Here is a 23,026-nt window from a genome sequence, read left to right on the forward strand (position 1 = left end):
CTCAACATATATTTATTATGATAATGCAATTTTAATATGCGCTAAATGATGTTCTTCATGCCAAGCTAATTTAGCAACTTTAGTAGCAACAGATATTTCTCCGCTTCCTCTTAATGTAAATGTACGATTCAAATCATTTTCTGTTAAATGATTACCAATTGCTATAATACGTTCATTTATACCTTCTAACATTTTAAGGGAACATTCTATAGGAAGTTGACTATCAACAAGTTTAGCCCACTCATCTTGAATAAAAGGATCAACAACTGGATTCGTATCTGTTAATGCCAATTTTAAGCGTTGAAACATATTTAATTGAGAATCTGCTATATGATGAACAAGTTGTCGTACATTCCAACTTTTCTCCCGATATTGTTTATTTAACGCTTCTTCATTTAAATGATCTACAGTTTGTCTTAATCTATATGCATACGTCTCAATTTCACTAAGCCATTGTTGGATATCTTTTAGTGTCACATAATCTGGTACTTCTAATTCACCAATTGGAAATCTAACATCCATATTAATCACCTTTTTTATTTATTAAATGTTTAATGGCATTCTTATATTTTCCATTAGTATTGCTATTACCTATTTATTATTAATTAAACTTGCAAACGATTTAATGTCGCAGTGTTGAACGCCTCTCCCATATTCATATCAAAAGTATCTTCTCATAATTACTATAAAATTTTTAAAATTAACGATTTATCATATACATAATTAGTAACTTTTTATGAACTTTCTTAAATTATAATGATACAACTTAATAAAATTTGTAATATTATTGTGAAAGATATAACAAGGGAGTGGAAATATATGCGCAAAGATTCATCTACTAAATCTACATCTCATTTTAAACCGTTTTGGTTACTCACAAGCATCACTGTCTTAATCGCTTTGTTGTTATTGCCTACACCAGAAAGTTTACCGCTTATGGCTAAAAGCGCATTAGCAATATTATTATTTGCAGTCATATTATGGGTTACTGAAGCAGTGACTTATCCAGTTTCTGCAGTCATGATTGTTGGACTCATTATTTTATTGATAGGGTTCAGTCCAGTACAAAATTTATCTGAATCACTAGGGCATCCTCAGTCAAATGGTGAAATATTGAAGGGAAATTCACTTTTCGGAACAGGTAATGCTTTAAAACTTGCTTTTAGTGGGTTTTCTACGAGTGCATTAGCTTTAGTTGCGGCTGCTCTTTTTTTAGCAACCGCAATGCAAATCACACAACTTCATAAAAGGCTTGCACTCATTGTACTATCTGTAGCAGGCAATAAGACAAGTCGCATCGTCATAGGTACAATATTAGTAGCAATATTTTTAGCATTCTTCGTTCCATCAGCAACTGCACGAGCAGGTGCTGTGATTCCTATATTATTAGGAATGATTACAGCATTCGGTGTTGCTAAACAAAGTAAATTAGCTGGACTTTTAGTTATCACAGCTGTACAAGCAGTTTCTATTTGGAATATTGGTATAAAAACTGCAGCTGCACAAAACATTGTCGCAATTAACTTTATAAATGATCAATTAAATACTGATATATCATGGGGGCAGTGGTTATTATATGCAGGACCTTGGTCTGTATTGATGTCAATTGCGCTTTATTTTATCATGCTTAAAGTGATGCCTCCTGAAGAAAAAGAACTTTCAGGCGGTAAATCTTTAATTCAACAACAGTTAAAAGCGATGGGGCCCGTAACTTCTAAAGAGTGGCGTCTTATTGGAATATCTATCATTTTATTAATACTTTGGTCTACCGAAAAAATATTACATCCTATTGATTCATCTTCAATCATTTTATTAGCACTGGCTGTCATGCTAACTCCTAAAATTGGCGTCATGTCTTGGAAAGAAGCTGAAAGTCGTATACCTTGGGGAACTATTATTGTTTTTGGCGTTGGTATATCTTTAGGAAATGTACTTTTAAAAACAACAGCTGCGCAATGGTTGAGTGATCAAACGTTTGGCATCATGGGTTTAAATCATTATCCTCTTGTAGTAACCATTGCATTAATTGCACTTTTCAATATTTTAATACATTTAGGTTTTGCAAGTGCAACAAGTTTAGCATCAGCGTTAATTCCTGTATTTATTTCACTAACCACTACCTTGGATTTAGGCAATCAGTCTGTGGGATTTGTGCTTATACAACAATTCGTTATCAGCTTTGGTTTCTTACTACCTGTAAGCTCACCACAATCAATGTTGGCCTATGGCACAGAAACATTTACTGTTAAAGATTTTTTAAAAACAGGGATTCCTATAACGGTTATTGGTTATTTACTTATGATTTTATTTAGCGCCACTTATTGGCATTGGCTCGGTTTAATTTAATGTGAAAATTATCCTTATCCATAACAAAATCGACTTGCTAAAAAACCATTATCATCAATAACAGGCTGTAACAATTAGTGTGTCACAGCCTGTTATTATTTCTGTTATCTTCATAAAGTTACGCTATGATGTTAAAATGCGTTTTGGTTAAGCCATTGACCACCATCCATTGTCATACAAGCACCATTAATGTAATTTGCCTCTTCAGAAAATAAAAACCTAGCTAATCCTGCAATTTCTTCTGGTTGGCCCATGCGTCCTAAAGGCACACTGTCCAATGTTTGTTGACGTGCGTCTTCCGATAAACTAAGTTTTCCAGAGCCTCCTGTATGATCTATAGGGCCTGGCGCAATTGCATTTACGGTAATGCCATACTTTGAACCCCACTCTACAGCGAGCGTTCTGGTCATGGCTAACACACCCGCTTTTGCACTAGCAGAGTGTACAACACCTGGCCCTGAACGCCATGCATAAGTTGCCACCATATTGATAATACGTCCACGATGTCCTTGTTCAATCCATTTTTTTCCAACAGCTTGTGTACAATGCCAAGTTCCATTTAAGACAATATCTACGACAGAATTCCAACCATTAGTTGTTAGTTCTTCAGCAGCACATATAAAGTTACCAGCTGCGTTATTAACCAAACCATCTATTTTACCAAAAGTATTAATGGCTTCATCCACTGTATATTGTACGCGTTCCGTATCACGAACATCCATATCAACACATAAAATTTGTCCTTCTCGGTGTTCAATTTCCTTTTTCGTTGCTTCTAACCGTTCTAACGATCTACCTGTTATAACGACATTCGCACCTTCTTCAGCAAAACGTTTCGCCATTGCTTTTCCCATACCACTACTTCCACCAGTAACCATTATCACTTTATCTTTCATATAGAGTCTCCTTTATCAATTAAATTAGTAAACGCTTACATTTTATTAATCAGTATAACAAAGTTTTGCCAATTTTTCTCATTAAAAGATAACCCGCAATTATTGAGAGACATCATTTTATATCTATGTTTCATATGAAACATTTTGCTTATTTAATCGTTATGTATTTAATAAGTGGTTGATAAAACCAATTGCTTAAATACAAATTCACACGTCTAAATTTTTACTTCTATACCCTTTATAATTAATTAAGACATATATAATTGAAATTTATAGATACTATAATGTAATATTACTATGTAGCAGTTATTGTCACTTATTTTAATGATTTATACTTGAAATATAGGGTAAATTATTATAAGTATGGTCACATATTCCAAATAGGAATGTGTTATATGATTAATATGTATTTTCACATGTGTGAATCGCGTAATATAATAGTAAATAAAGACATAAGATGAGTGACAATGTATGACAATTTGTTACTGATGTTATTAAGAATGAAAGGTGAGGAACTATGGCTAAAACTGAGTCAAAAGACGTCATTCTTATTGGCGCCGGTGTATTAAGTACTACTTTTGGTTCTATGCTTAATGAACTTGAACCAAATTGGAACATTAAATTATACGAACGTTTAGATCGTCCTGGTGACGAAAGCTCAAACGAACGTCATAACGCAGGTACAGGACATGCTGCACTTTGTGAATTGAACTATACAGTGCAACAACCTGATGGTTCAATTGATATTGAAAAAGCAAAGGAGATTAATGAGCAGTTTGAAATCTCTAAACAATTCTGGGGCTATTTAGTTAAAAATAACTATATCGAAAACCCTAGAGAATTCATTCATCCTTTACCACACATTAGTTTCGTAAGAGGTAAAAATAACGTTAAGTTTTTAAAAGACCGTTATGAAGCAATGAAAAACTTCCCTATGTTCGATAATATCGAATATACTGAAGATATCGAAGAGATGAGAAAATGGATTCCATTAATGATGCAAGGTCATAGCGCAAACGACATTATGGCTGCCAGCAAAATTAATGAAGGTACTGACGTAAACTTTGGTGAATTAACTCGTAAAATGGCGAGAAACCTTGAAAAAAGCCCACAAGTAGAAGTTCAATACCATCATGAAGTACTTGATTTCAATCAACGTAACGATGGTAAATGGGAAGTTCAAATCCGCAATGTAAATACTGGTGAAACACAAACACAATTAGCTGATTATGTATTTATCGGTGCTGGCGGTGCTGCTATTCCATTACTACAAAAAACAGGCATCCCTGAAAGTAAACATTTAGGTGGATTCCCTATTACAGGCCAATTTTTAACATGTACAAATCCAAATGTGATTGAAGAACATGATGCCAAAGTGTATGGTAAAGAACCACCAGGCACACCACCAATGACTGTGCCACATTTAGACACACGTTTCATTAATGGTCAAAAAACATTATTATTTGGACCGTTTGCAAGTATTGGTCCTAAATTCTTAAAATATGGTTCAAACTTAGATTTATTTAAATCTGTTAAACCAAGTAACATCACAACATTATTATCAGCGGCAGCGAAAAATTTACCGCTACTTAAATATTCATTTGACCAAATTTTAATGACAAAAGAAGGTTGCATGAACCACTTACGTACTTTCTATCCAGAAGCACGCGATGAAGATTGGCAATTATATACTGCCGGTAAACGTGTTCAAGTGATTAAAGATACTGAAGAATATGGTAAAGGCTTCATCCAATTTGGTACAGAAGTTGTAAACTCAGAAGACCATTCTGTCATTGCATTACTTGGTGAATCACCAGGAGCATCAACTTCTGTATCTGTAGCATTAGAAGTATTAGAGAAAAACTTCTCTGAATACAAAAATGATTGGAAACCTAAAATCCAAAAAATGATTCCTTCTTATGGCAAATCATTAATTGAAGATGTTGATTTAATGAGAAAAACACGTCAACAAACTTCAAAAGATCTTGAATTAAATTATTACGAATAAATTTTTGATTGCTTAAGTGTAAAAACTAAAATGAACTGAGATTAAGATTGTGTGAAACACCTATTTATGAACCTACAACCATATATTATTTTCTGCTCACATCTTAAGAGATGTGTCTCGATATATTTTATCGTTACTGAATGCCTGTTGGTTCCTTAATCTTTGTTGTTCATTGGTATTTTTAAAAATACTTTGTTATCAATGATTCACTTAAAGGAGCGAAATGTATGAAAAAATTATTAGTAGTTGTGGCTATAGGCGCATTAGCATTTGTAGGCCTTAAACGTTACCAACAACATGTAAACAAAGCACCAAACATTGAATATTAATAAATGACAAAAGCCATCATAGGTAAGACTTACCTATGATGGCTTTTTGTTTTTGTTATATAAAACGCAAGTATAAAGCGTTGATCATCCTGAGATATTTATACTTATATCTCTTTGTATAAACTGTTGTCTTAATGGCTGCACTATATCTCCATTTACTCAACTCACTCATGTTCATCGTATAATAGCATTATTATATTTCCTTTTTGTATTATCTAATGATTCAATTCGCCCTCCGATTATTTTATCGTTATTCGATAAAAAAGTATTGATTATCGATATATTTAAGTTATAATGAAATTAATCAATTAAAAGGAGCGTCAATATGTCTACAATTAAAAGCAAACGTTTTAATATTTTAATCAAAACACTAACTATTTTAGCAACCATCGCTTTAGTTTTAACTTCTCTTAGTATATTACCAATTATTATCGCAATTATAGCATTGTTAATCATTCCTTCTTCATTTATTAACACCCAATTAGACAAAGCCAATAAACCTTTTTGGGTTGATTCATTAGGACTAAAATCACATGATATTACAAAGCATGACCTAAATAGTATTACTTTTCCTAAACCATCTGTTATATTAATACTATTATTAATAATTGTATTAATTGCAATTTATATTCTGGTTATTGCCTATGTCAGAAAATGGCTTAAAAATGTTAGCAAAGGGCAAGTTTTTACAAATAAAAACGCAAGCATCATAATTTTAATTTCTTACTGCTTTATTGGATTGGGTGTATTTGAAGCATTTTTTGAATTGGCAAATAATTTTATGATTTATAATTTTTTAGGACAAAATGCTAAATTGTATGCACTAATGGACAAAGATATCGAAACCTTTGCAGATTTCTTTTTTAATTTTAATTTCACACTTATTTTAGCGGGTATCGTTATTTGGATTATAGGAAATGTTTTTAAATATGGTGCATTCTTACAAGATGAGTTTGATTATACCGTTTAGGAGATTATATAAATGATTGTAGTTAGATTAGATCGAATATTAGCAGACAGAAAAATGAAACTCAGTGAATTAGCTAATGAAATTGATATTACTGTAGCAAATTTATCAAATTTGAAAACAGGCAAAGCAAAGGCGATACGTTTTTCAACATTAGATGCCATATGTAAAGCACTTGATTGTCAGCCTGCAGATATTATAGAATACACAGAATCTGAAGATTAAATCTTCATCTTTACTAATAACTTTTCTAGTTCAACAACGCTACATTAAAATTCATAGACTAGCTTATATTTATCATAGCTATACTTTTGCCTTAACTCCTGCTTAGTGGTTAGGCTCACGCTTGTGTTAGCTCAGACTAACCGGATGTCTAAAACTTTATTTAAATAGAAAACAGGAGTGGAACAAAGTAATACGTAAGTTCCACTCCCGTTTTTTGTAAGTTTTAATATGTTTTAATATTCAAACCTCTATAGCGATTGAGTGCGCCACAGAATTCTTGTTTTCTCGGCAATGCAAGATTACCAGGGTGTCCTTGATGTGGTGAAATAATATCTAACCCATTATCACTAATTAAATTAAAAATTTTATCAGCTGCTTGTGATATCGTATCTTGTTCATTTAACAAATGACTTTGATAATAATCTATCATCGTAGCTATACAGTTCGTTTGGCTAGCATCAACAAGTTGTTCTAATCCCGAAATATTTATTCGTTCTTTACCGTATAAAATTGTCTGCATGCCTTTTACTTTAAAACGTTGATCTTTGCCTTTATGTGAAAAACTAGATTTCAATGGTATTCTTTGCGAAATTTTTCCAAAGTGGCATTGTGATGCTTCATCTTTTAAGTGACTATCTTCACTAGCAATTGCTTTCGCTTTATGAGTGACGTCTTTTAATACATATTCATCCATCATTAATACTTGATCAGCCACTTCAAAGTAATCGCCAGAACCTCCTACGATGAGAATTGTTGAAACATGATAATCTTGGTATAAAGACTTTACTTTCATAGCAAAAGGTGTGATTGGTTCTTTTTCGGGTGCGATTAATTTTTGCATTCTCCCGTCTCTAATCATAAAATTTGTTGCAGATGTATCTTCATCTATTAATAATAACGACGTTTGAGATTCTAAGGCTTCCATAACATTTGCTGCTTGTGATGTACTACCGCTCGCATTTTCAGTAGAAAATTGAGTAGTATCTTTTTTACCTGGTAAATTATTTATAAATGGTTCAATATTTACTTTTTCGATACTTCTTCCATCTTCCGCACGGATTTTCATCGCATCTTCACAGGTAATAATAAGTTCACGTCCATCACCTGGAATATGGTGATATACACCACGCTCTAAAGCTTCTAGTAGTGTTGATTTACCGTGGAATCCACCACCAACAATGAGCGTAATCCCCTTCGGAATACCCATACCACTAACTGTCTTTCCACTAGGTAAATTCAATTGAATTTCAAATTCCTGTGGACTTTGGAATGTTACAGCACCAGCTAAAGGCATATCAGACACACCACTTTTTCTAGGCAATATAGAACCATTCGCAACAAATGCAACTAAATTTTGTCGTGACAGTGCCTCGCGTATAAATACCTGATCTATCATCGTAGTCACTTGATCATTTAATGCAGTTCTATTGATATGTTTATACATTAATGATTTTTCTACTATTTCAGGTAATAAATCTATAAAAATATGATGAGCAACTTTTCCTAAAATTTTTCTTCCTGCTGCTGGTAAACCTACCTCAAAGCGAACCTCAATTTCACTTTGATTAATCACTACAGAAGTACGTTGTAATATTTCTTGGCCACAGCGATCTATAAAAATATCAGGTCTCTTTTTAGAGGTTTTATCAGCTTTAAGTACATCACTAATACGCTTACTAAATGACCTTGCTAAAAAATCAGATACAGCAATCTTTTTATCTTCTGAATCTAATAATTCATCTGGTATATTGGCAATATGACGCTGCATTTTAGCACGCACTTTAGATGGTGGTGCGTAAGGATCTGCTTGTATATGATCTATAATTAAGTGAAATTTATCAAAAGCATATTCACCTTTAAGTCGTTTATATGCACCATATTTTTGTCCGTCTAATGATTTTAATAACTTCCCGAATTCCAATGTATTTTTCAAACGGAACACTCCTTCAAAATAGGTTAATACTCTTTTATTTCATACCCAAACTCCCGAACCTGTGAAACTCACTCTAATAATAAATGTTAGTTTCCTGATAAAAAGACCAAATTCCAACGAAAAGAGCCCACACAAAGTTAGTTTTTAATCACTACTTTTTGTGGGCATTTTTAAAAATTTAATTATTCAAAATTTAACTTAAATTGAAATTGGATATGCTTGTCGTTTAATTGGTATATTTCACTTAATTCTGGTCCACAACTATTGGATCCTATACCACTTTGACCATAATCGATATATATATAAGTCTCTTCTTCTACTAATTGGTCTTCATGCATCGTGTGTGTAAGTTGTTCCAATGAGTAATGTGTCGTATTAAAACTGAATGGTTGATCACTGGTTACTGTAATTTGATGTTCATCATTAGAAACCTTCGCATATGTGGTCCCATTATGGCTACCTGATTCTTGTGGCTTAATATGATTACCACCATTTTGTGTGACTGTTGTATCGAAGTAGTCTAAATACGTTGCTACACCTTTATCAGAATAACTACTGAATGGGCCATTGCCATAGTATTTCACCGCTTCAAATGTATGCGGTAATGTTATCTCTAAGCCAAATCTAGGCAGAAACGGCCCTGCAATATCTTTCTCCAAATCATATGTTATATTTATTGAACCATCGCTTTGAACAGTCCACGTCATTTCTCCTTGTAAAATAGGAGGAACCACATCATGAACAATCACTATTTCGAAATTAATACTGACTGCATTGTTATTTTCTTCAACTTTATAATTTTGTACACGTGTATAAGCTTCCGCATAACCCATATATTCCCAATCTTTTCTAACATTAATATCATTATCTATAGGTGCACGCCAAATCTTATTTTTGGTAGGATGATTGACTATGGTATGGCCTTCGTAAACAACAGAAATCAAACTACCATTTTCTTTATTAAAGGTATAAGCATAACCGTTTGCTAACACTATTAGAGAATGACTATTTTCTTTATAACTGACTGGCCCTTCCTGTACGTCTAATTCGTGTTGGTTAGTAGATTGACGTTGATAGACGATTTGATCTTGTCCTAATTCAAAATTAATGTGACGTAAAGGCTCTTCATTTTTCAATTTATAGCGTAATAGTATATCGCTTAATTCAGCTATTTTAATATGATTGCTTAAATCTATATCTTGTGTACTATGTGGTTCAAAATTATCAACCGTAATATCAAACGATGTTTTATCACCGTTTAAAAATGTTGCTGTAGCTTCGATAGTTAAATAATTTTCTACATGACTGAAATCTAGTTGATTACGTAATTTTAATATACCGTTCGCTTCTTCTATTACTCTAACAGGTCTGTGTTCATGTTTAAATTCATAGTAACCTTCATGTGGTGTACGATCAGGGAAAACGATGCCATCCACACAGAAATTCCCATCATGAAGTTCTTCTCCAAAGTCCCCGCCATATCTAAAAATAGGCTTACCATTTTGTTGACCAACTTGAATACCATGGTCACACCATTCCCATACAAAACCACCAATAAAACTATCATATTGTTCCACTAGCATTTGATATGCATGTAAATCACCTGGTGAATTTCCCATAGCATGTGCATATTCACAAAGTATAAATGGTTTATCTAAATCAGGGTCTGTAAGATACTTTTGTTCAACTTCTTCTGGTGATGCATACATTCTACTTATCATTTCCACATTGGATAAATCATATGATTTTGATTTATCTCTATGGAATGTTCCCTCATAATGAATAGGACGTGTGTCATCTAATGTTTTTACTCGTGACATAGCTGTTACAATATTCACACCAAATCCTGACTCATTTCCCATAGACCAGGAAACAATAGAGCTGTAATTTTTAAATGGAATGATGGACGCTTCAATACGTTCTACAATTGGTTTTTCATATTGCGGATTATCTGTAATAAGATTAAAATAATCTGTATTTTCTTCGCCATAAAGCCTCACTACACCATGCGTTTCTAAATCTGCTTCACTCATTACATAAAATCCATATTGATCAGCAAGTTCATAAAACAAAGGCGACTTAGGATAATGTGCTGTACGAATAGCGTTAAAGTTACCTTGCTTCATTAGTGTTAAATCTTTCATAAATTGTGCTTCACTCATTACATATCCTGTTTGAGGATCGCTATCATGATAATTGGTTCCACGAAATTTAATTGATTGACCATTGATATAAAACTGATTATCTTGTATACGTATTTCTCTAATTCCTACTTTTTGAGTAATTACCTCTGATTTCGTAGTAAGCGTAATAGTATAAAGTGTTGGTTTTTCTGTTGACCACAATTGTGGTGTTTCAATTATAAAACGATGGCGGTTTGAAATTTCCGCTTCCTGCAACAACGCACCATCAGGACCATATAATTGTGCCTGTACACTATCCAAGCCCTGTTTATCTTCTAATTTTACGTCGACTATCCCTTGGTTTTGCAATTCATTAACACGTGTTTCAATTCTAAAATCATTAATTCGTGATTTCGCACGTTTTAAAATATAAACATCTCTGAAAATACCTGAATGGCGAAACATGTCTTGATCTTCAAAATAAGTACCATCCGAATATTTTAAAACAAGTACTTGAATCGTATTCGTTCCTGAATGTACATAGCTAGTGATATCAAATTCAGAAATTGAATGTGATATCTGACTATAACCAACAAATTGATTATTAATCCATAGATAAAAGGCACTATCGACACCTTCAAAATTCAAATGATAATCACTTTTTTCGTCGTATTCAGTCACTTCAAATGAACGGATATAACGTCCACAGGGATTAGATTTGGGTACATACGGTGGATCAAATGGAATTGGATATTGTGTGTTTAAATATTGTATTTGGTCATATCCATGTATATTCCAAACTGATGGTACTGGAATGATCTGTGACTTATCTATTTCAAGACTACTTAAGTAATCTTCTATTGAATTAAAATATTTAAAATACCAGTTTCCATTTAATAATGTGACATTATTAGTCTGATATCGCGTTTCTAGGTGGTAAGCAGACTCCTTTAGTTGATAAGGAATATAAAATGCACGTCGTGGCAAAGTGTTTACATTTTGAATATCTATATTTTCGTGAAATTGTTGCTCTAACATAAAAAGTTCCCCCTTATTTACTCATACGTTCTCTATGCTCTTTTTGACGTTTGTATTGTAGAGTTTTTTCAATATCTGTTAAAAAATCACCTTTTAAATGGAAGGCTTTATGATATAAAAATGCAGCTAAGATGACGAAAATAATTGGCAACACAATAATAAGTATGCGTAATCCATTGATGGTTAGTGCTGTTTGTTCTTCATTGGGTGTGTAGCCAAATATTGATAAACCTACACCTACAATTAATGCAGCTACTGCTTGTGAAGTTTTCGTTAAAAATGTGTTTGTAGAAGTAATGACGCTTTCGTTACGTTGGCCAAATTTCACTTCTCCGTAATCAATAACATCTGCCAAAGATACTGTTGTAATACCAATCATAAATCCAGAACCAATGCGTAATAACCCTGCTCCCACAATAACGGTAATAACACTTTGTGGTACGATAAAACCTGAAATCAAAATAAATAGTAAGCCTATGATTATAAGTGATATTGCTGTATTAAAAGCCTTTGTTCTACCTACCCACTTGATAAAACGTGGCAAAGTAAGTAAACCAATCATCTCGCAAAGAATCATTGCATTAAAAATAGCAAATAAATGTTCTGCATTAACTACATATTTAAAGTAATAAATGATTGAGCCATTCAGCGTTTGTAAGCAAAGGTTAAAGGTAAGTAATACTCCCATAATTGCTAAGAGCTCTTTATTTTTAAATAAAATTCTACCAATATCTTTAAATTGTACTTTAATGCCTGTTTGTTGTTCCATTTCTTTATCTTCAGGTACTTTCCATACAGTGACACCTATTGTAAAAATAAAAACCATACTGCAAATAACCGCAAAAACAAAAATACCTACTGAATCACTACCTTTACCAAAAATATCCCCTAGTTTATGTATAAAAAATAAACCAAATGTACCTACTGTAAAGGCAGCTAAACTTGCAAAAAATCTCGGTATTACTGATACTTCTTCACGTTCTCTTGGATTATGTGTTAAATTTGGAAGCCAAGACCAATACGGAATATCCATCATCGTATAAGTCATACCCCAAGCAATATAGATAATCGATACATAGATATACATTGCCGTTTGTGGTAAATCTAAATTTGTGAATAATAAAATCGTTACAATTGCATTTATGATTGTCCCAATCACTAACCAAGTTTTAAATTTACCAAAGTTATTTCTTGTATTATCAACGATGACACCCATGATAGGATCATTAATCGCATCCCAAATTCGTGCAACAAATAACATTACACCGACAAACGCTGGACTCAAACCAACAATATCCGTAATGTAAAACATTAAAAATACGCCAACAATATTAAATATGGCATCCTTGCCAATAGCACCGAATCCAAATGAGAATTTTTGTATACCGGTCAAATGTCTGTCCATTTTCTTCACCTCAGAGTTTATACAATTTAAAGCGCTTTCATAATTGTTAATACTATTTTATCAATAGTTCATGAAATCTATGAATAGCATAATGATGACGATATATGGCAAAATGTTGCATTTCATATTTAAAGTGTGTTTATATAAATTAAAGATTATTTATTTTAAGAGGTATGTTGGATGCAAATATTATGGAAAAAATTTCAAAAAAAGCATATTGACGCTAATTTAATAGAATGTGGTATTGAAATTGGTGTGCCAAATGTTGGATATAAATATTCAGTAATAAGAGATGCTGTTTTGCATATTGTAACGCATGGTGAAGGGGTATTTATATATAATGGTAAAACACATACGCTAAAAGAAGGCGACATGTTTTTATTGGAAAAAGGTATGGATGTAGAATATAAACCTTCTTTTTCTAACCCATGGACATATTATTGGATTGGCCTAAGTGGGAAACAGATTTTAGATTACTTACAACGATGCTACATCGTAGATAAACATGTTATTACAGATAAAGAAACTTCTAGCATAAGACATATTGTTCAACAAATATGTGACTTTTCAAAATCAATTGAAACAACTAATTCTAAAGATATTTTAATTATGCAACATTTATATAGTTTAGTTTATCAGCTACAAAAGCAATTTCCCAAAACATTTTCAGTCAATGTTGATATTATTAATGAAGATATTCAAAAAGCAGTTGCTTATATCAATTCAAATTATCAAAAAGATATTATGATTATAGACGTTGCAAATCATGTCAACGTGACACGTAGTCATCTATTTAGACTATTTAAGAAAAACTTAAATTGTTCACCTAAAGCATATTTAACTTATATCCGAATGTATCATGCTTCTCAGTTATTAATCCATAGTAATATTTTAATAAATGAAATAGCACTCCAAGTTGGTTATAAAGACCCGCTTCTATTTTCTAAAACTTTTACAAAACATTTTAAAGTTAGTGCTTCTGAATATCGTAACCAATTTGCTAACAAATAAATTTTAACTCAACAGGAAAAGTGATCAATTGAACACATGCTTTCCAACTCAAAAACAGAGCAACGTATAGTTAAATAAGTCATCACTTATAATCATCCCATTTTTCAATTTTTAACAATTGCACATTAAAAAAGCTCTAAAACGATTCATTAAAAACCGTTTTAGAGCAATGATATAACATATCTTCAAAAAATTTCTATACTGGGGTTTTAGGAAGGAATTTCTGTACATTTTGTACTGTGCTTTCTAATAATAGCTGCAATCAGTGCAGAAACAGCACCGAAAATCATAAATCCGATAAACATCCACATCGTTGTATCTAATTGAATACTTCCATGTAAATATAAAATTTCTCTTAATGAGTTTGCATAATGTGCAAATGGATTCCAATCGACAATATATTTTTGATAAAAATCAGGCAACATTTGTTTTGGCAATGTTACTAATTGCATACTGAAAAACATTAATAAGAAAAAGATTGGTACAGATTTCAAACCTAACCAAGTCATCGTACCTAGAATTAATCCGACAAATCCCATGATTGCTAATGCAATAAATGTAGCTGTTGTATTAGGCGCATTGAAATTAAAATCTAATACTATTTTCATAAAGTACACATATGTGAAAGCTCCTACAAATGCCGTAACAATGGTCATAGCAATTTGCCCTAGTGATGCAATAATGCGGTGTTGTATCGCTATGTTATTACTTGTTCTAAATGCAAAGAATAGTAATACCGAAATAATAATTGATCCCATCCAAACAGGCATAAACATTAAGAATGGACCATTTCCACCTGCTTGATGACTATTTACTTTATTTACTTTTTCATTATCTACTTTAACTGGGTGCGTTAAACTTTGAATATCTGATGGTTTCAAATCAATGTTTTGCTTTTCTAAAATATCCAAGCTTTGTTTGGTAATTTGTTGGTTCATGTTATCACCCATGCCTTTTAAAACTTGAGAAGACATTTGTGAAACTTGTGTTCCTGCACCATCATTGATAAATGTTTTAAAACTTGCTTTTTGAGGTGTTATTTGTTGATTCTCGTCAGATTGTGACATCTTTTCTTGCATCTTTTTGGCTTGTGCTGCTGGTATTTCTCCAGATTGAACTTTATCTTTCATTTCCTCTTTTTTAGCATCCATCACGATTTTTTGTGTTTTGCTTAGCGCATTTTTTGAAAAGTCATTTTCTATAACAGCTGCTCCAAAATATTTTTGTTCTTTCATACCTTGTTTTAAATCTTTTTCATTATCAACTTGAATCCATTTAATCGTATTTGAATTACTATCTAGCAATTTATCTTCTAAATTTTCACCTATATTAATCTTGTTACCTTGCATATCAACACCTTTATCGTTGTTAACAATTGCAATTGGAATATCTTTGGGTTTAGGGTTAAATGCTGGATAAAAAGCGATTGAAAATATTACACACAAAGCTGATATTAATCGCGGCACTTTTTATCTCCATTATGAAGATAAATACATGTTATTAAATAAAATGGAAAATGATTATATTGAAGAATTGTCTAATACATTAAGCACGAAAGATAAATTTTATGTAGGTATGGATGCAGAAGCATTTGCTCGTATTTTTACTGAAGAAAAGTTAAAAAAATTATCCTTCATATCGATACAAACTTTGAATTCTATAAAACCATATTTATGTTAGAAAGAAGAAGTCAGTTAGAAACAAAAATAAGCCAGGTAATGTATGAAAATATGAAAAAACATTTAGTCACAAAAGATACGGTTGATGGCGTTCCTCTAGACTATTTTCATAGTTACGTAGCAGGTGCATCTATTTCTTTCATTAAATATTGGGTGAAAGATAATCGGAAAATTGATCCACAAACTTTAGTAGAAAGCCTATTTAAAATTGTTTTTTATGGGCCGTTACGATTAATAGCAAAAGAACAATACAATATAAGTGAACAATAATAGATATAATCTTGCAGCGTGGATAAGAATAACATTTATCAAACAGTTTAATGTCCACTACTGCAAAATGAGTTGAATGCCTATATTTCATAATATCGAACAAAGTGCAGCCGCTTAAGAATAAGAAATATATTCGATTCAACTCTTTTTCACATGTTTCGTTTTGGTCATAGTATATTACCACATGAATATTGAACCCTCTTCAAAACATAGCTGCAATTTAATTCTTTTTTATCTAACACCCACAATTATTTACAACTTTTACTTGTTCCCCCCTCTAAAATTCAACAAATTTATATCATTTTCTTATTTTTAACGATCGTCTCTTCCATAACATATTAGATAATGCTAATATGTTATATATTAAGTTTTACTAATATGAGGTGTTCAAAATGAATAGTAATGATTTTACATTACAGGCACGTTTTTTACATGGACTTTCTAATAAAGTGAGATTAACTATTTTAGAATTATTAAAGGTATCCGAAATGACTGTTAATGAAATTGTTTCAAGCTCAAAAATGAGCCAATCTAGCATTTCTCAACACTTAGCTTGTTTAAAAGAATGTGGTTTAGTAACTGCTAGACAAGATGGCAAATACATATATTACCAAATTAAAAATCCATATATTTTAGAATTATTGAGCTTGGTAGATCATATCGTAGAAGAAACAAAAGATGATATTATCACTTGCAAATACCATAATAACTTAAGAATGGATGATGTTAATGCGTAAATCATCTGATGTTTGTTGCACTAACACTTGTCAAAATACGAACAATGAAAAAGTGTCGGAACATATAACAAATGAATCCGATACATTACAGAAACTTACTTTTCAAGTTAATGGTATCGATTGTAGTTCTTGTGCCACAACGATAGAAAAAGCACTCCTACCATTAGATGATGTTTATAATCCAAAAGTTAACTTCTCTACTGGCAAATTAACAACAGAAGTGAGTACTACAGATACGACTAACCAAATTGTAAAAACAGTCGAAAAACTAGGTTATGGGATTCAAAACGCTCAATCACAATCAACACAAACCACTTTTATTATCAAAGGCATGGACTGTGGAAACTGTGCTAAAACCGTTGAAAAGCATGTGTTGAACCTTCCTTATGTTAAAGATGCACAAGTTAACTTTTCTACAGGTAAACTAAAAGCCAGCATGGATGGACAAAATGAAAAAAATATAATAAAAGAAGTAGCGAAAATTGGTTATACTGCAATTTTACAAAATAATAAAACAGATAATGATCAGAAAATAAGATTGTTTATCAAACCCATCATTTCTGCCGCATTCATTTTACTTGGACTATTAATGTCAATAACATCACTACCAATTGAAATTGCTAATATTTTATATACAGTTGCCATATTGGTTAGCGGACTTAAACCATTTAAAAGTGCATTTTATTCACTAAAATCTAAAAGTTTGGATATGAACGTTTTAATGACTGTCGCAGTTATTGGTGCTATGCTGATAGGTGAATTTTTCGAAGGTGCTATTGTTATTTTCCTATTCACAATTGGTACTTTATTACAAACAATTTCGATAGATAAAACAAGAAATTCCATTCAATCACTCATGGAATTAACACCTAATACTGCCAACTTATATACCCAAAAAGGTATTATCTCTAAAGACTTACATGAGATTCACGTTGGCGATATTATTCTTGTGAAGCCTGGAGAACGCATACCATTAGACGGCACCATTACAGAAGGAACGTCTAGCTTAAATCAATCACCGATTACCGGAGAATCTATACCTGTTGATAAAAAGACGAATGATGATGTTTATGCTGGTTCTATTAATGAAAATGGTACATTAAAAATTAAAGTTACTACATTAGTAGAAGATACAACACTTTCAAAAATCATTGAGATGGTAGAAGCAGCACAAGAAAATAAAGCACCTGCCCAAGCATTTATAGACAAGTTTTCAGAAATTTACACACCTGTTGCTTTTGTATTAGCACTATTAGTAATGCTCATACCACCTATGCTTACACTAGGCTCCTGGGGTGAATGGTTCTATAAAGGACTAGAATTACTTGTTATCGCTTGTCCATGTGCGTTAGTCATTTCAACGCCTGTTGCTATAGTGACAGCAATCGGTAACGCAGCAAAAAATGGTGTTCTTATTAAAGGCGGTAATTATTTAGAAGCATTAGGTTCTTTAAATGCAATAGCATTTGATAAAACAGGAACACTCACTGAAGGAAAACCTAAGGTAACAGCTGTTAAGCATATGGAAAGTGATGTACAAACACTATTACAGCTTGCACTTAGCTTGGAAGCTTATTCAACACACCCTATCAGTAAAGCTATTGTTGATTACACCTCTAAATTAAATATTTCACCAAAACATGTTAGTGATTTTAAAAATATAACTGGCAAAGGTATCAAAGGCAAAATAGATAATCAAACTGTTTACGCCGGAAATCAAAGCTTGATTGAGTCTATCAATCCTAAAATCAAAACGCATGCATCTATGTTTAGTGATTATGAAAAGCAAGGTTACACCATCATTATTATATCCTCTACGACGACCTTTTATGGTTTGATTACTATAGAAGATCCATTAAGAGAAAATATAAAAGCAACTATGCATCAGTTGCAGGAATACAACATTAAAAATACCGTTATGTTAACTGGTGATAATCAAGAGACCGCAAACAAAATTGCAGCTCTTGCAGGCATTCGCGAAACTTATGCAAAATTAATGCCTAAAGATAAATTATCAGCAATTGAAGATTTACAAAAACGTGGTTATCGTGTTGGTATGATTGGCGATGGTATCAATGATGCACCTGCACTTGCCCAAAGTGATGTAGGAATTGCTATGGGAGGAGTTGGATCTGATACTGCAATGCAAACAGCAAATATTGTTTTAATGTCAGATAACTTACAACAACTCCCAAAATCTATCTCAATTAGTAAAAAAGCTAAAACAATTATTAAGCAAAACATTTACTTTTCAGTAATTATCAAATTGATTGCTTTTATATTGGTATTTCCCGGGTTATTAACTTTATGGTTAGCTGTTCTCAGCGACACTGGCGCTGCTATCCTAGTTATTTTAAATTCATTGAGATTATTAAAATTTAAAAAAGATTAGCAAAAAGCGAGCACTTAAACTGTGCTCGCTTTTTATAATTTTTATATTAATACAAACTTTTTTACTACTAAAATATTATCTCAACGAATGGAGCGTCATTATATTTTCATAAAATACGCATTTCAATGCAATCAATAAATACAGATAAAAATGCTGAGACTTTCTATCGTCTCAGCATTTTATCGTATACGATGCAATTACAAGTATTATTTTGTTTGGCGATCAATATCTAATGCAGTTATATATTTCGGTTTTTCTTTTCTAAATAGATATTCACCATTACGTATCGATGCAAGACAGTCAACGCGTCGACGTTGTGCTTCAAACACATTTGGTGCATCCAACACGATAAAGTTCGCTGGCTTGCCTTCTGATAAACCGTAAACTTCATCTAAATGCATTAATTTTGCACCGTTATAAGTAATTAAATCGAAATTACGTGGAAAATCTTCTTCGCGCATTAATTGTGTGGCATGCAAGCCATTGTCTAAGATATTCATTAAATTACCTGATCCCGCTGGGTACCATAAATCAACAATCGAATCTTGACCAAAAGCCACATTAATATCATTATCTACAAACTCTTTGACACGTGTTAATCCTCTTCTTTTTGGATAACTATCTTGTCTGCCTTGTAAATATAAATTTTCAGTTGGGCAAGAGACAAAATTTAAACCTGATTGGCGAAATAACCCCATCATTCGAAATGCATAAGCATCATCAGCTGAACCAAATGAACAAGTATGTGAAGCTGTCGTAGCATTTCCGTAACCTTGTTTCATCACTTCTGCATTTAATATTTCTAAGAAACGCGCTTGTACGTCATCTGTTTCATCACAGTGTACATCAATTAATTTATCATATTGGATAGCGAGTCTAACGATTTCTTTAATTGATTTCGCGCCTGCTTCTGGACTCCACTCATTGTGTGGAATACCACCGACACAATCTGCACCTAATTTTAAGGCTTCTTCAATTAAATCACGGCCTGTTTTACCTTGCTCTTCAAAAGCATACATACCATTTTGAGGAAATGCCACAACCTGAATCGTAATATTATCTTTCAATTCATCCCTTACTTCAAGTGCTGCTTTAATACCTGTTAAATCAGGATCTGTACAATCCGTTTGAGCACGAATATATTGTGTGCCGTAGCTCGCTACGTCGTTGACTGCTTGACGCATACGCGATTTCATTTCTTCTTTTGTAGTGCCTTTTTTATAATCATTCCATAAATCAATAGCCTCAAACAATGTTCCAGATGTGTTTTTAATTTGAGGATTTTGTCCTGTAAAATAATAATCTAGATGAAGATGAGCATCAACATATGGGGGCAAAACTAAGGCACCTTCTAAATCAATCACCTCATCCGCTTCACCTAGATTCTTGCCAAATGCTTTAAACTTACCGTTTTCAACTAAAATTTCTGAAGCTTCATCATACTTATAAATTGCTGCATTAATGAATTTTTTACGCATTCATAAAACCTCCTATACCTTTCTACCATAAGTCTTAATACGTTTTTAAGCAATTATTACCCAGTGAATATAGTTGAAATGAACACCAATTTATTAGATTTAGCTGACTTAATGACAAAAAATCTGCTGACACATGCCACAATTAAGTCGTGGTATCAGCAGATAAATTGAATGATTTGTTTATAATTCATAGATTATATTGGGAAATTTTATGCGCATCTTTACTGAACAAATTTTTGAAAAATGCAGTGAATTTATTGTCGTCTTTTTTAACTGTGGCATCTACTTGAGGCGCATGTGTACCTTTAATAAATTGACGCTTATAGGCTACATATACTTTGCCTTCTTTATTCACATTAAACTTTAACTGATCCATTTTTTTAGGAACTACATCATATAAATCTTGCTTAACTTGGTACGTTTTTCCGTTAATTTCGTGTTCTCCTTCACTTAACACTTTTCGATATTCATATTTGTTAAATTGTTTATTCATAATGGCATTAGCAATTTTATGGCGTGCATTTTTAGCTTTCATACTAGGAAATGGTTTCACATTGAGTATCGCTTCATTGAGACGTAAACCATTACGTTTACTTGTTAACGCTAAACTATAACCTTCATCGCTTGTTCCTGTTTTCAATCCATCTGCACCTTTTAATTCAAATCGTTGTCCCTTTAAAGAAATATTTTTTGTTTTTAATTCTGTTCCAAATTGTTTATCTGTTGTTTTAGAACTATATTTTAAAATCTTAGGATGCTCTTTTAATATATTTTGCATTAGAATGGTCATATCATCTGCAGTAGTTTGTGTTTTGCGCTCTTTTTGATATTGCTTTGGAGCATATTGCTGTAAAAGATGATTATCTGCACCTGTAGGATTCACAAAATGCGTATGGTCCATACCGAGTTTTTTCGCTTTATGGTTCATTTCATCTGTGAATTTTGATGTTGAACCACTCACCTTCTCACCCAAAATAAGTGTAGCTGCATTGCTTGATTCTAAAGTGATTTGTCTAAGAAATTGATTAATAGAGTAAGACTTTCCTCTCTCTAAAGGTACACTAGCTAAATCAGGTAATACAGACATATTTGCATAATCTGAAGTGATTTTTATTTTGTCTGTACCTTTTATATCACCGTTTTCTATCGCATCTAATGTCAAATACATCGTCATCATTTTAGTCAAAGAAGCTGGATCAGTTACTTTTTCCGCTTTATCTTGATATAAAATTTGACCTGTTTGAGCTGTCACGCTAACACTTTCTGGTTTGTATTTAACACTTTGCTTAGGACTCGCTGATTTTTCTGTTTCAGCAGTTATTGTAGCTATTGGTGCAATAGCAGTTAACGTAAGCAACCAACTTAGCATCACCACACTTAATTTCTTAAACAATGATGACCATTCCTCTCTAAAAATTTATATTAAATAATCAAGCACACTTCAAGTTTAATCTTATTTTTTTGGATATAGGTTTAAGTACTCTTCTAATGTTTCATTACTTTTATATAATTTTTTAGCTGTATCTTTCCCAACATATCTGATATGCCACGGTTCATATTGGTAACCTGTAATATGCGTTTTATTCTTCGGATATCTGATGATAAAACCGTACTTGTAAGCATTATCTTTGAGCCACTGCCCTTCCTTAGTCTTACCAAAAGAAGTTTTAAAGTTGGTATCTGTGTTCTCAGAAACAATATCGTATGTCAGTCCAGTTTGATGTTCTGAATGGCCTGGCTTCGCACTGTATTTATTGGCTGCTTCTTCTCCATCTCTTTGAACATATTGATCAAATAACTGTTCTTGGCTTTGGTAACTTCTGAAACCACTGGCATTTGATAATTGAAATCCTCGATTATTACCATCATTTAAAAGTTTCTGTAATGCATCACGCGCTTCTTTATTTTCTCCAGGATCAAAATGTTCTGGTAACGAAATATCTTTGTTCACAATTAAAATATCATCAATATACGTTACACCATGCTTCACTTCTTTATGATGCTTATTTTCACTATTGTTACTTTGCTGTTTTTCATGATTTTTACTGTCTTTATGCTCAGATTCATTGTCTTGAGCAGAACATCCAACTAAGACTAAACACAACATGATAATCAATAATTTAAATTTATTCATTGTTACTCCTTTTTAAAAAGTATAATCAAAACAAATATTGACGGACAATAAAATA

At 32.3% G+C, this 23,026-nt stretch carries 19 protein-coding genes; 10 read left to right on the plus strand and 9 right to left on the minus strand.

The features are described from left to right. Window positions 1-15: 15 nt before the first annotated feature. Window positions 16-522 carry a YfiT family bacillithiol transferase gene (locus tag AB1J10_RS00155; protein WP_308889347.1) on the minus strand — a complete coding sequence of 169 codons (507 nt, stop codon included), beginning with the start codon at window positions 520-522 and terminating at the stop codon, window positions 16-18. Between the two features lie 297 nt (window positions 523-819). Here AB1J10_RS00155 and AB1J10_RS00160 point away from each other — a divergent pair, with 297 nt between their 5' ends. Beyond that, window positions 820-2,346, plus strand: coding sequence for an SLC13 family permease (locus AB1J10_RS00160; protein ID WP_046206935.1), 1,527 nt, complete (start codon window positions 820-822; stop codon window positions 2,344-2,346). 131 nt (window positions 2,347-2,477) lie between these two features. On the opposite strand, the gene fadH is transcribed toward AB1J10_RS00160, so the two are convergent. Beyond that, on the minus strand, window positions 2,478-3,242 hold the full coding sequence (gene fadH / locus AB1J10_RS00165; protein WP_064209907.1) for a 2,4-dienoyl-CoA reductase: 765 nt from the start codon (window positions 3,240-3,242) through the stop codon (window positions 2,478-2,480). Window positions 3,243-3,759: 517 nt separating this feature from the next. On the opposite strand from fadH, the gene lqo reads away from it, so the two are divergent. From lqo to AB1J10_RS00185, 4 genes are all read left to right on the plus strand, one after another. Beyond that, a complete protein-coding gene (gene lqo / locus AB1J10_RS00170; RefSeq protein ID WP_308889349.1) occupies window positions 3,760-5,250 on the plus strand; it encodes an L-lactate dehydrogenase (quinone) in 1,491 nt (496 codons plus the stop codon). A gap of 227 nt (window positions 5,251-5,477) precedes the next feature. Continuing rightward, complete coding sequence (locus AB1J10_RS00175) at window positions 5,478-5,579, plus strand: SE2200 family small protein (RefSeq protein WP_064499651.1); 102 nt, start codon at window positions 5,478-5,480, stop codon at window positions 5,577-5,579. A gap of 325 nt (window positions 5,580-5,904) precedes the next feature. Beyond that, entirely contained in the window at window positions 5,905-6,549 is a 645-nt protein-coding gene (locus AB1J10_RS00180) for a DUF2975 domain-containing protein (protein WP_064209908.1), read from the plus strand. 12 nt (window positions 6,550-6,561) lie between these two features. Beyond that, a complete protein-coding gene (locus AB1J10_RS00185; RefSeq protein WP_046206931.1) occupies window positions 6,562-6,771 on the plus strand; it encodes a helix-turn-helix domain-containing protein in 210 nt (69 codons plus the stop codon). A 223-nt stretch (window positions 6,772-6,994) separates the two neighbouring features. Here AB1J10_RS00185 and AB1J10_RS00190 read toward each other — a convergent pair whose 3' ends face one another. The 3 genes from AB1J10_RS00190 to melB all read right to left on the minus strand — a co-directional run bounded on the left by AB1J10_RS00190 (window position 6,995) and on the right by melB (window position 13,270). Beyond that, window positions 6,995-8,704, minus strand: coding sequence for an ABC-ATPase domain-containing protein (locus AB1J10_RS00190; protein WP_070658157.1), 1,710 nt, complete (start codon window positions 8,702-8,704; stop codon window positions 6,995-6,997). A 182-nt stretch (window positions 8,705-8,886) separates the two neighbouring features. After that, on the minus strand, window positions 8,887-11,865 hold the full coding sequence (locus AB1J10_RS00195) for a glycoside hydrolase family 2 TIM barrel-domain containing protein (RefSeq protein WP_308889353.1): 2,979 nt from the start codon (window positions 11,863-11,865) through the stop codon (window positions 8,887-8,889). 13 nt (window positions 11,866-11,878) lie between these two features. After that, window positions 11,879-13,270: a melibiose:sodium transporter MelB gene (gene melB / locus AB1J10_RS00200; protein WP_046206928.1), complete on the minus strand. Its 1,392-nt coding sequence runs from the start codon at window positions 13,268-13,270 to the stop codon at window positions 11,879-11,881. Between the two features lie 180 nt (window positions 13,271-13,450). Here melB and AB1J10_RS00205 point away from each other — a divergent pair, with 180 nt between their 5' ends. Further along, window positions 13,451-14,281, plus strand: a complete 831-nt coding sequence (locus AB1J10_RS00205) for an AraC family transcriptional regulator (RefSeq protein ID WP_224396238.1) — start codon at window positions 13,451-13,453, stop codon at window positions 14,279-14,281. A 209-nt stretch (window positions 14,282-14,490) separates the two neighbouring features. Here AB1J10_RS00205 and AB1J10_RS00210 read toward each other — a convergent pair whose 3' ends face one another. Next, on the minus strand, window positions 14,491-15,747 hold the full coding sequence (locus AB1J10_RS00210; RefSeq protein WP_369002880.1) for an ABC transporter permease: 1,257 nt from the start codon (window positions 15,745-15,747) through the stop codon (window positions 14,491-14,493). Between the two features lie 28 nt (window positions 15,748-15,775). Here AB1J10_RS00210 and AB1J10_RS00215 point away from each other — a divergent pair, with 28 nt between their 5' ends. The 4 genes from AB1J10_RS00215 (at window position 15,776) to AB1J10_RS00230 (ending at window position 19,359) form a co-directional block, all read left to right on the plus strand. Further along, window positions 15,776-15,961, plus strand: a complete 186-nt coding sequence (locus AB1J10_RS00215; protein WP_224396240.1) for a hypothetical protein — start codon at window positions 15,776-15,778, stop codon at window positions 15,959-15,961. Then, window positions 15,955-16,230 (plus strand): TetR-like C-terminal domain-containing protein, encoded by a 276-nt coding sequence (locus tag AB1J10_RS00220; protein WP_369002881.1) that lies wholly within the window; start codon window positions 15,955-15,957, stop codon window positions 16,228-16,230. The genes AB1J10_RS00215 and AB1J10_RS00220 overlap by 7 nt, the downstream gene beginning before the upstream one ends. A gap of 392 nt (window positions 16,231-16,622) precedes the next feature. Further along, on the plus strand, window positions 16,623-16,967 hold the full coding sequence (locus AB1J10_RS00225; protein ID WP_119535488.1) for an ArsR/SmtB family transcription factor: 345 nt from the start codon (window positions 16,623-16,625) through the stop codon (window positions 16,965-16,967). Then, window positions 16,960-19,359: a heavy metal translocating P-type ATPase gene (locus AB1J10_RS00230; protein WP_369002883.1), complete on the plus strand. Its 2,400-nt coding sequence runs from the start codon at window positions 16,960-16,962 to the stop codon at window positions 19,357-19,359. Before AB1J10_RS00225 ends, AB1J10_RS00230 begins: the two co-directional genes overlap by 8 nt. 206 nt (window positions 19,360-19,565) lie before the next feature. Here AB1J10_RS00230 and AB1J10_RS00235 read toward each other — a convergent pair whose 3' ends face one another. From AB1J10_RS00235 to AB1J10_RS00245, 3 genes are all read right to left on the minus strand, one after another. Next, on the minus strand, window positions 19,566-20,837 hold the full coding sequence (locus tag AB1J10_RS00235) for an amidohydrolase family protein (protein ID WP_224396243.1): 1,272 nt from the start codon (window positions 20,835-20,837) through the stop codon (window positions 19,566-19,568). A gap of 187 nt (window positions 20,838-21,024) precedes the next feature. Next, on the minus strand, window positions 21,025-22,230 hold the full coding sequence (gene pbp4, locus AB1J10_RS00240; protein ID WP_107383499.1) for a penicillin-binding protein PBP4: 1,206 nt from the start codon (window positions 22,228-22,230) through the stop codon (window positions 21,025-21,027). Between the two features lie 60 nt (window positions 22,231-22,290). Continuing rightward, entirely contained in the window at window positions 22,291-22,971 is a 681-nt protein-coding gene (locus tag AB1J10_RS00245) for a M15 family metallopeptidase (RefSeq protein WP_107383500.1), read from the minus strand. Between the last annotated feature and the right edge of the window lie 55 nt (window positions 22,972-23,026).

The sequence above is a fragment of the Staphylococcus cohnii species complex 1663 genome (genome assembly GCF_041008415.1).
Taxonomy (GTDB): Bacteria; Bacillota; Bacilli; order Staphylococcales; family Staphylococcaceae; genus Staphylococcus; species Staphylococcus ureilyticus.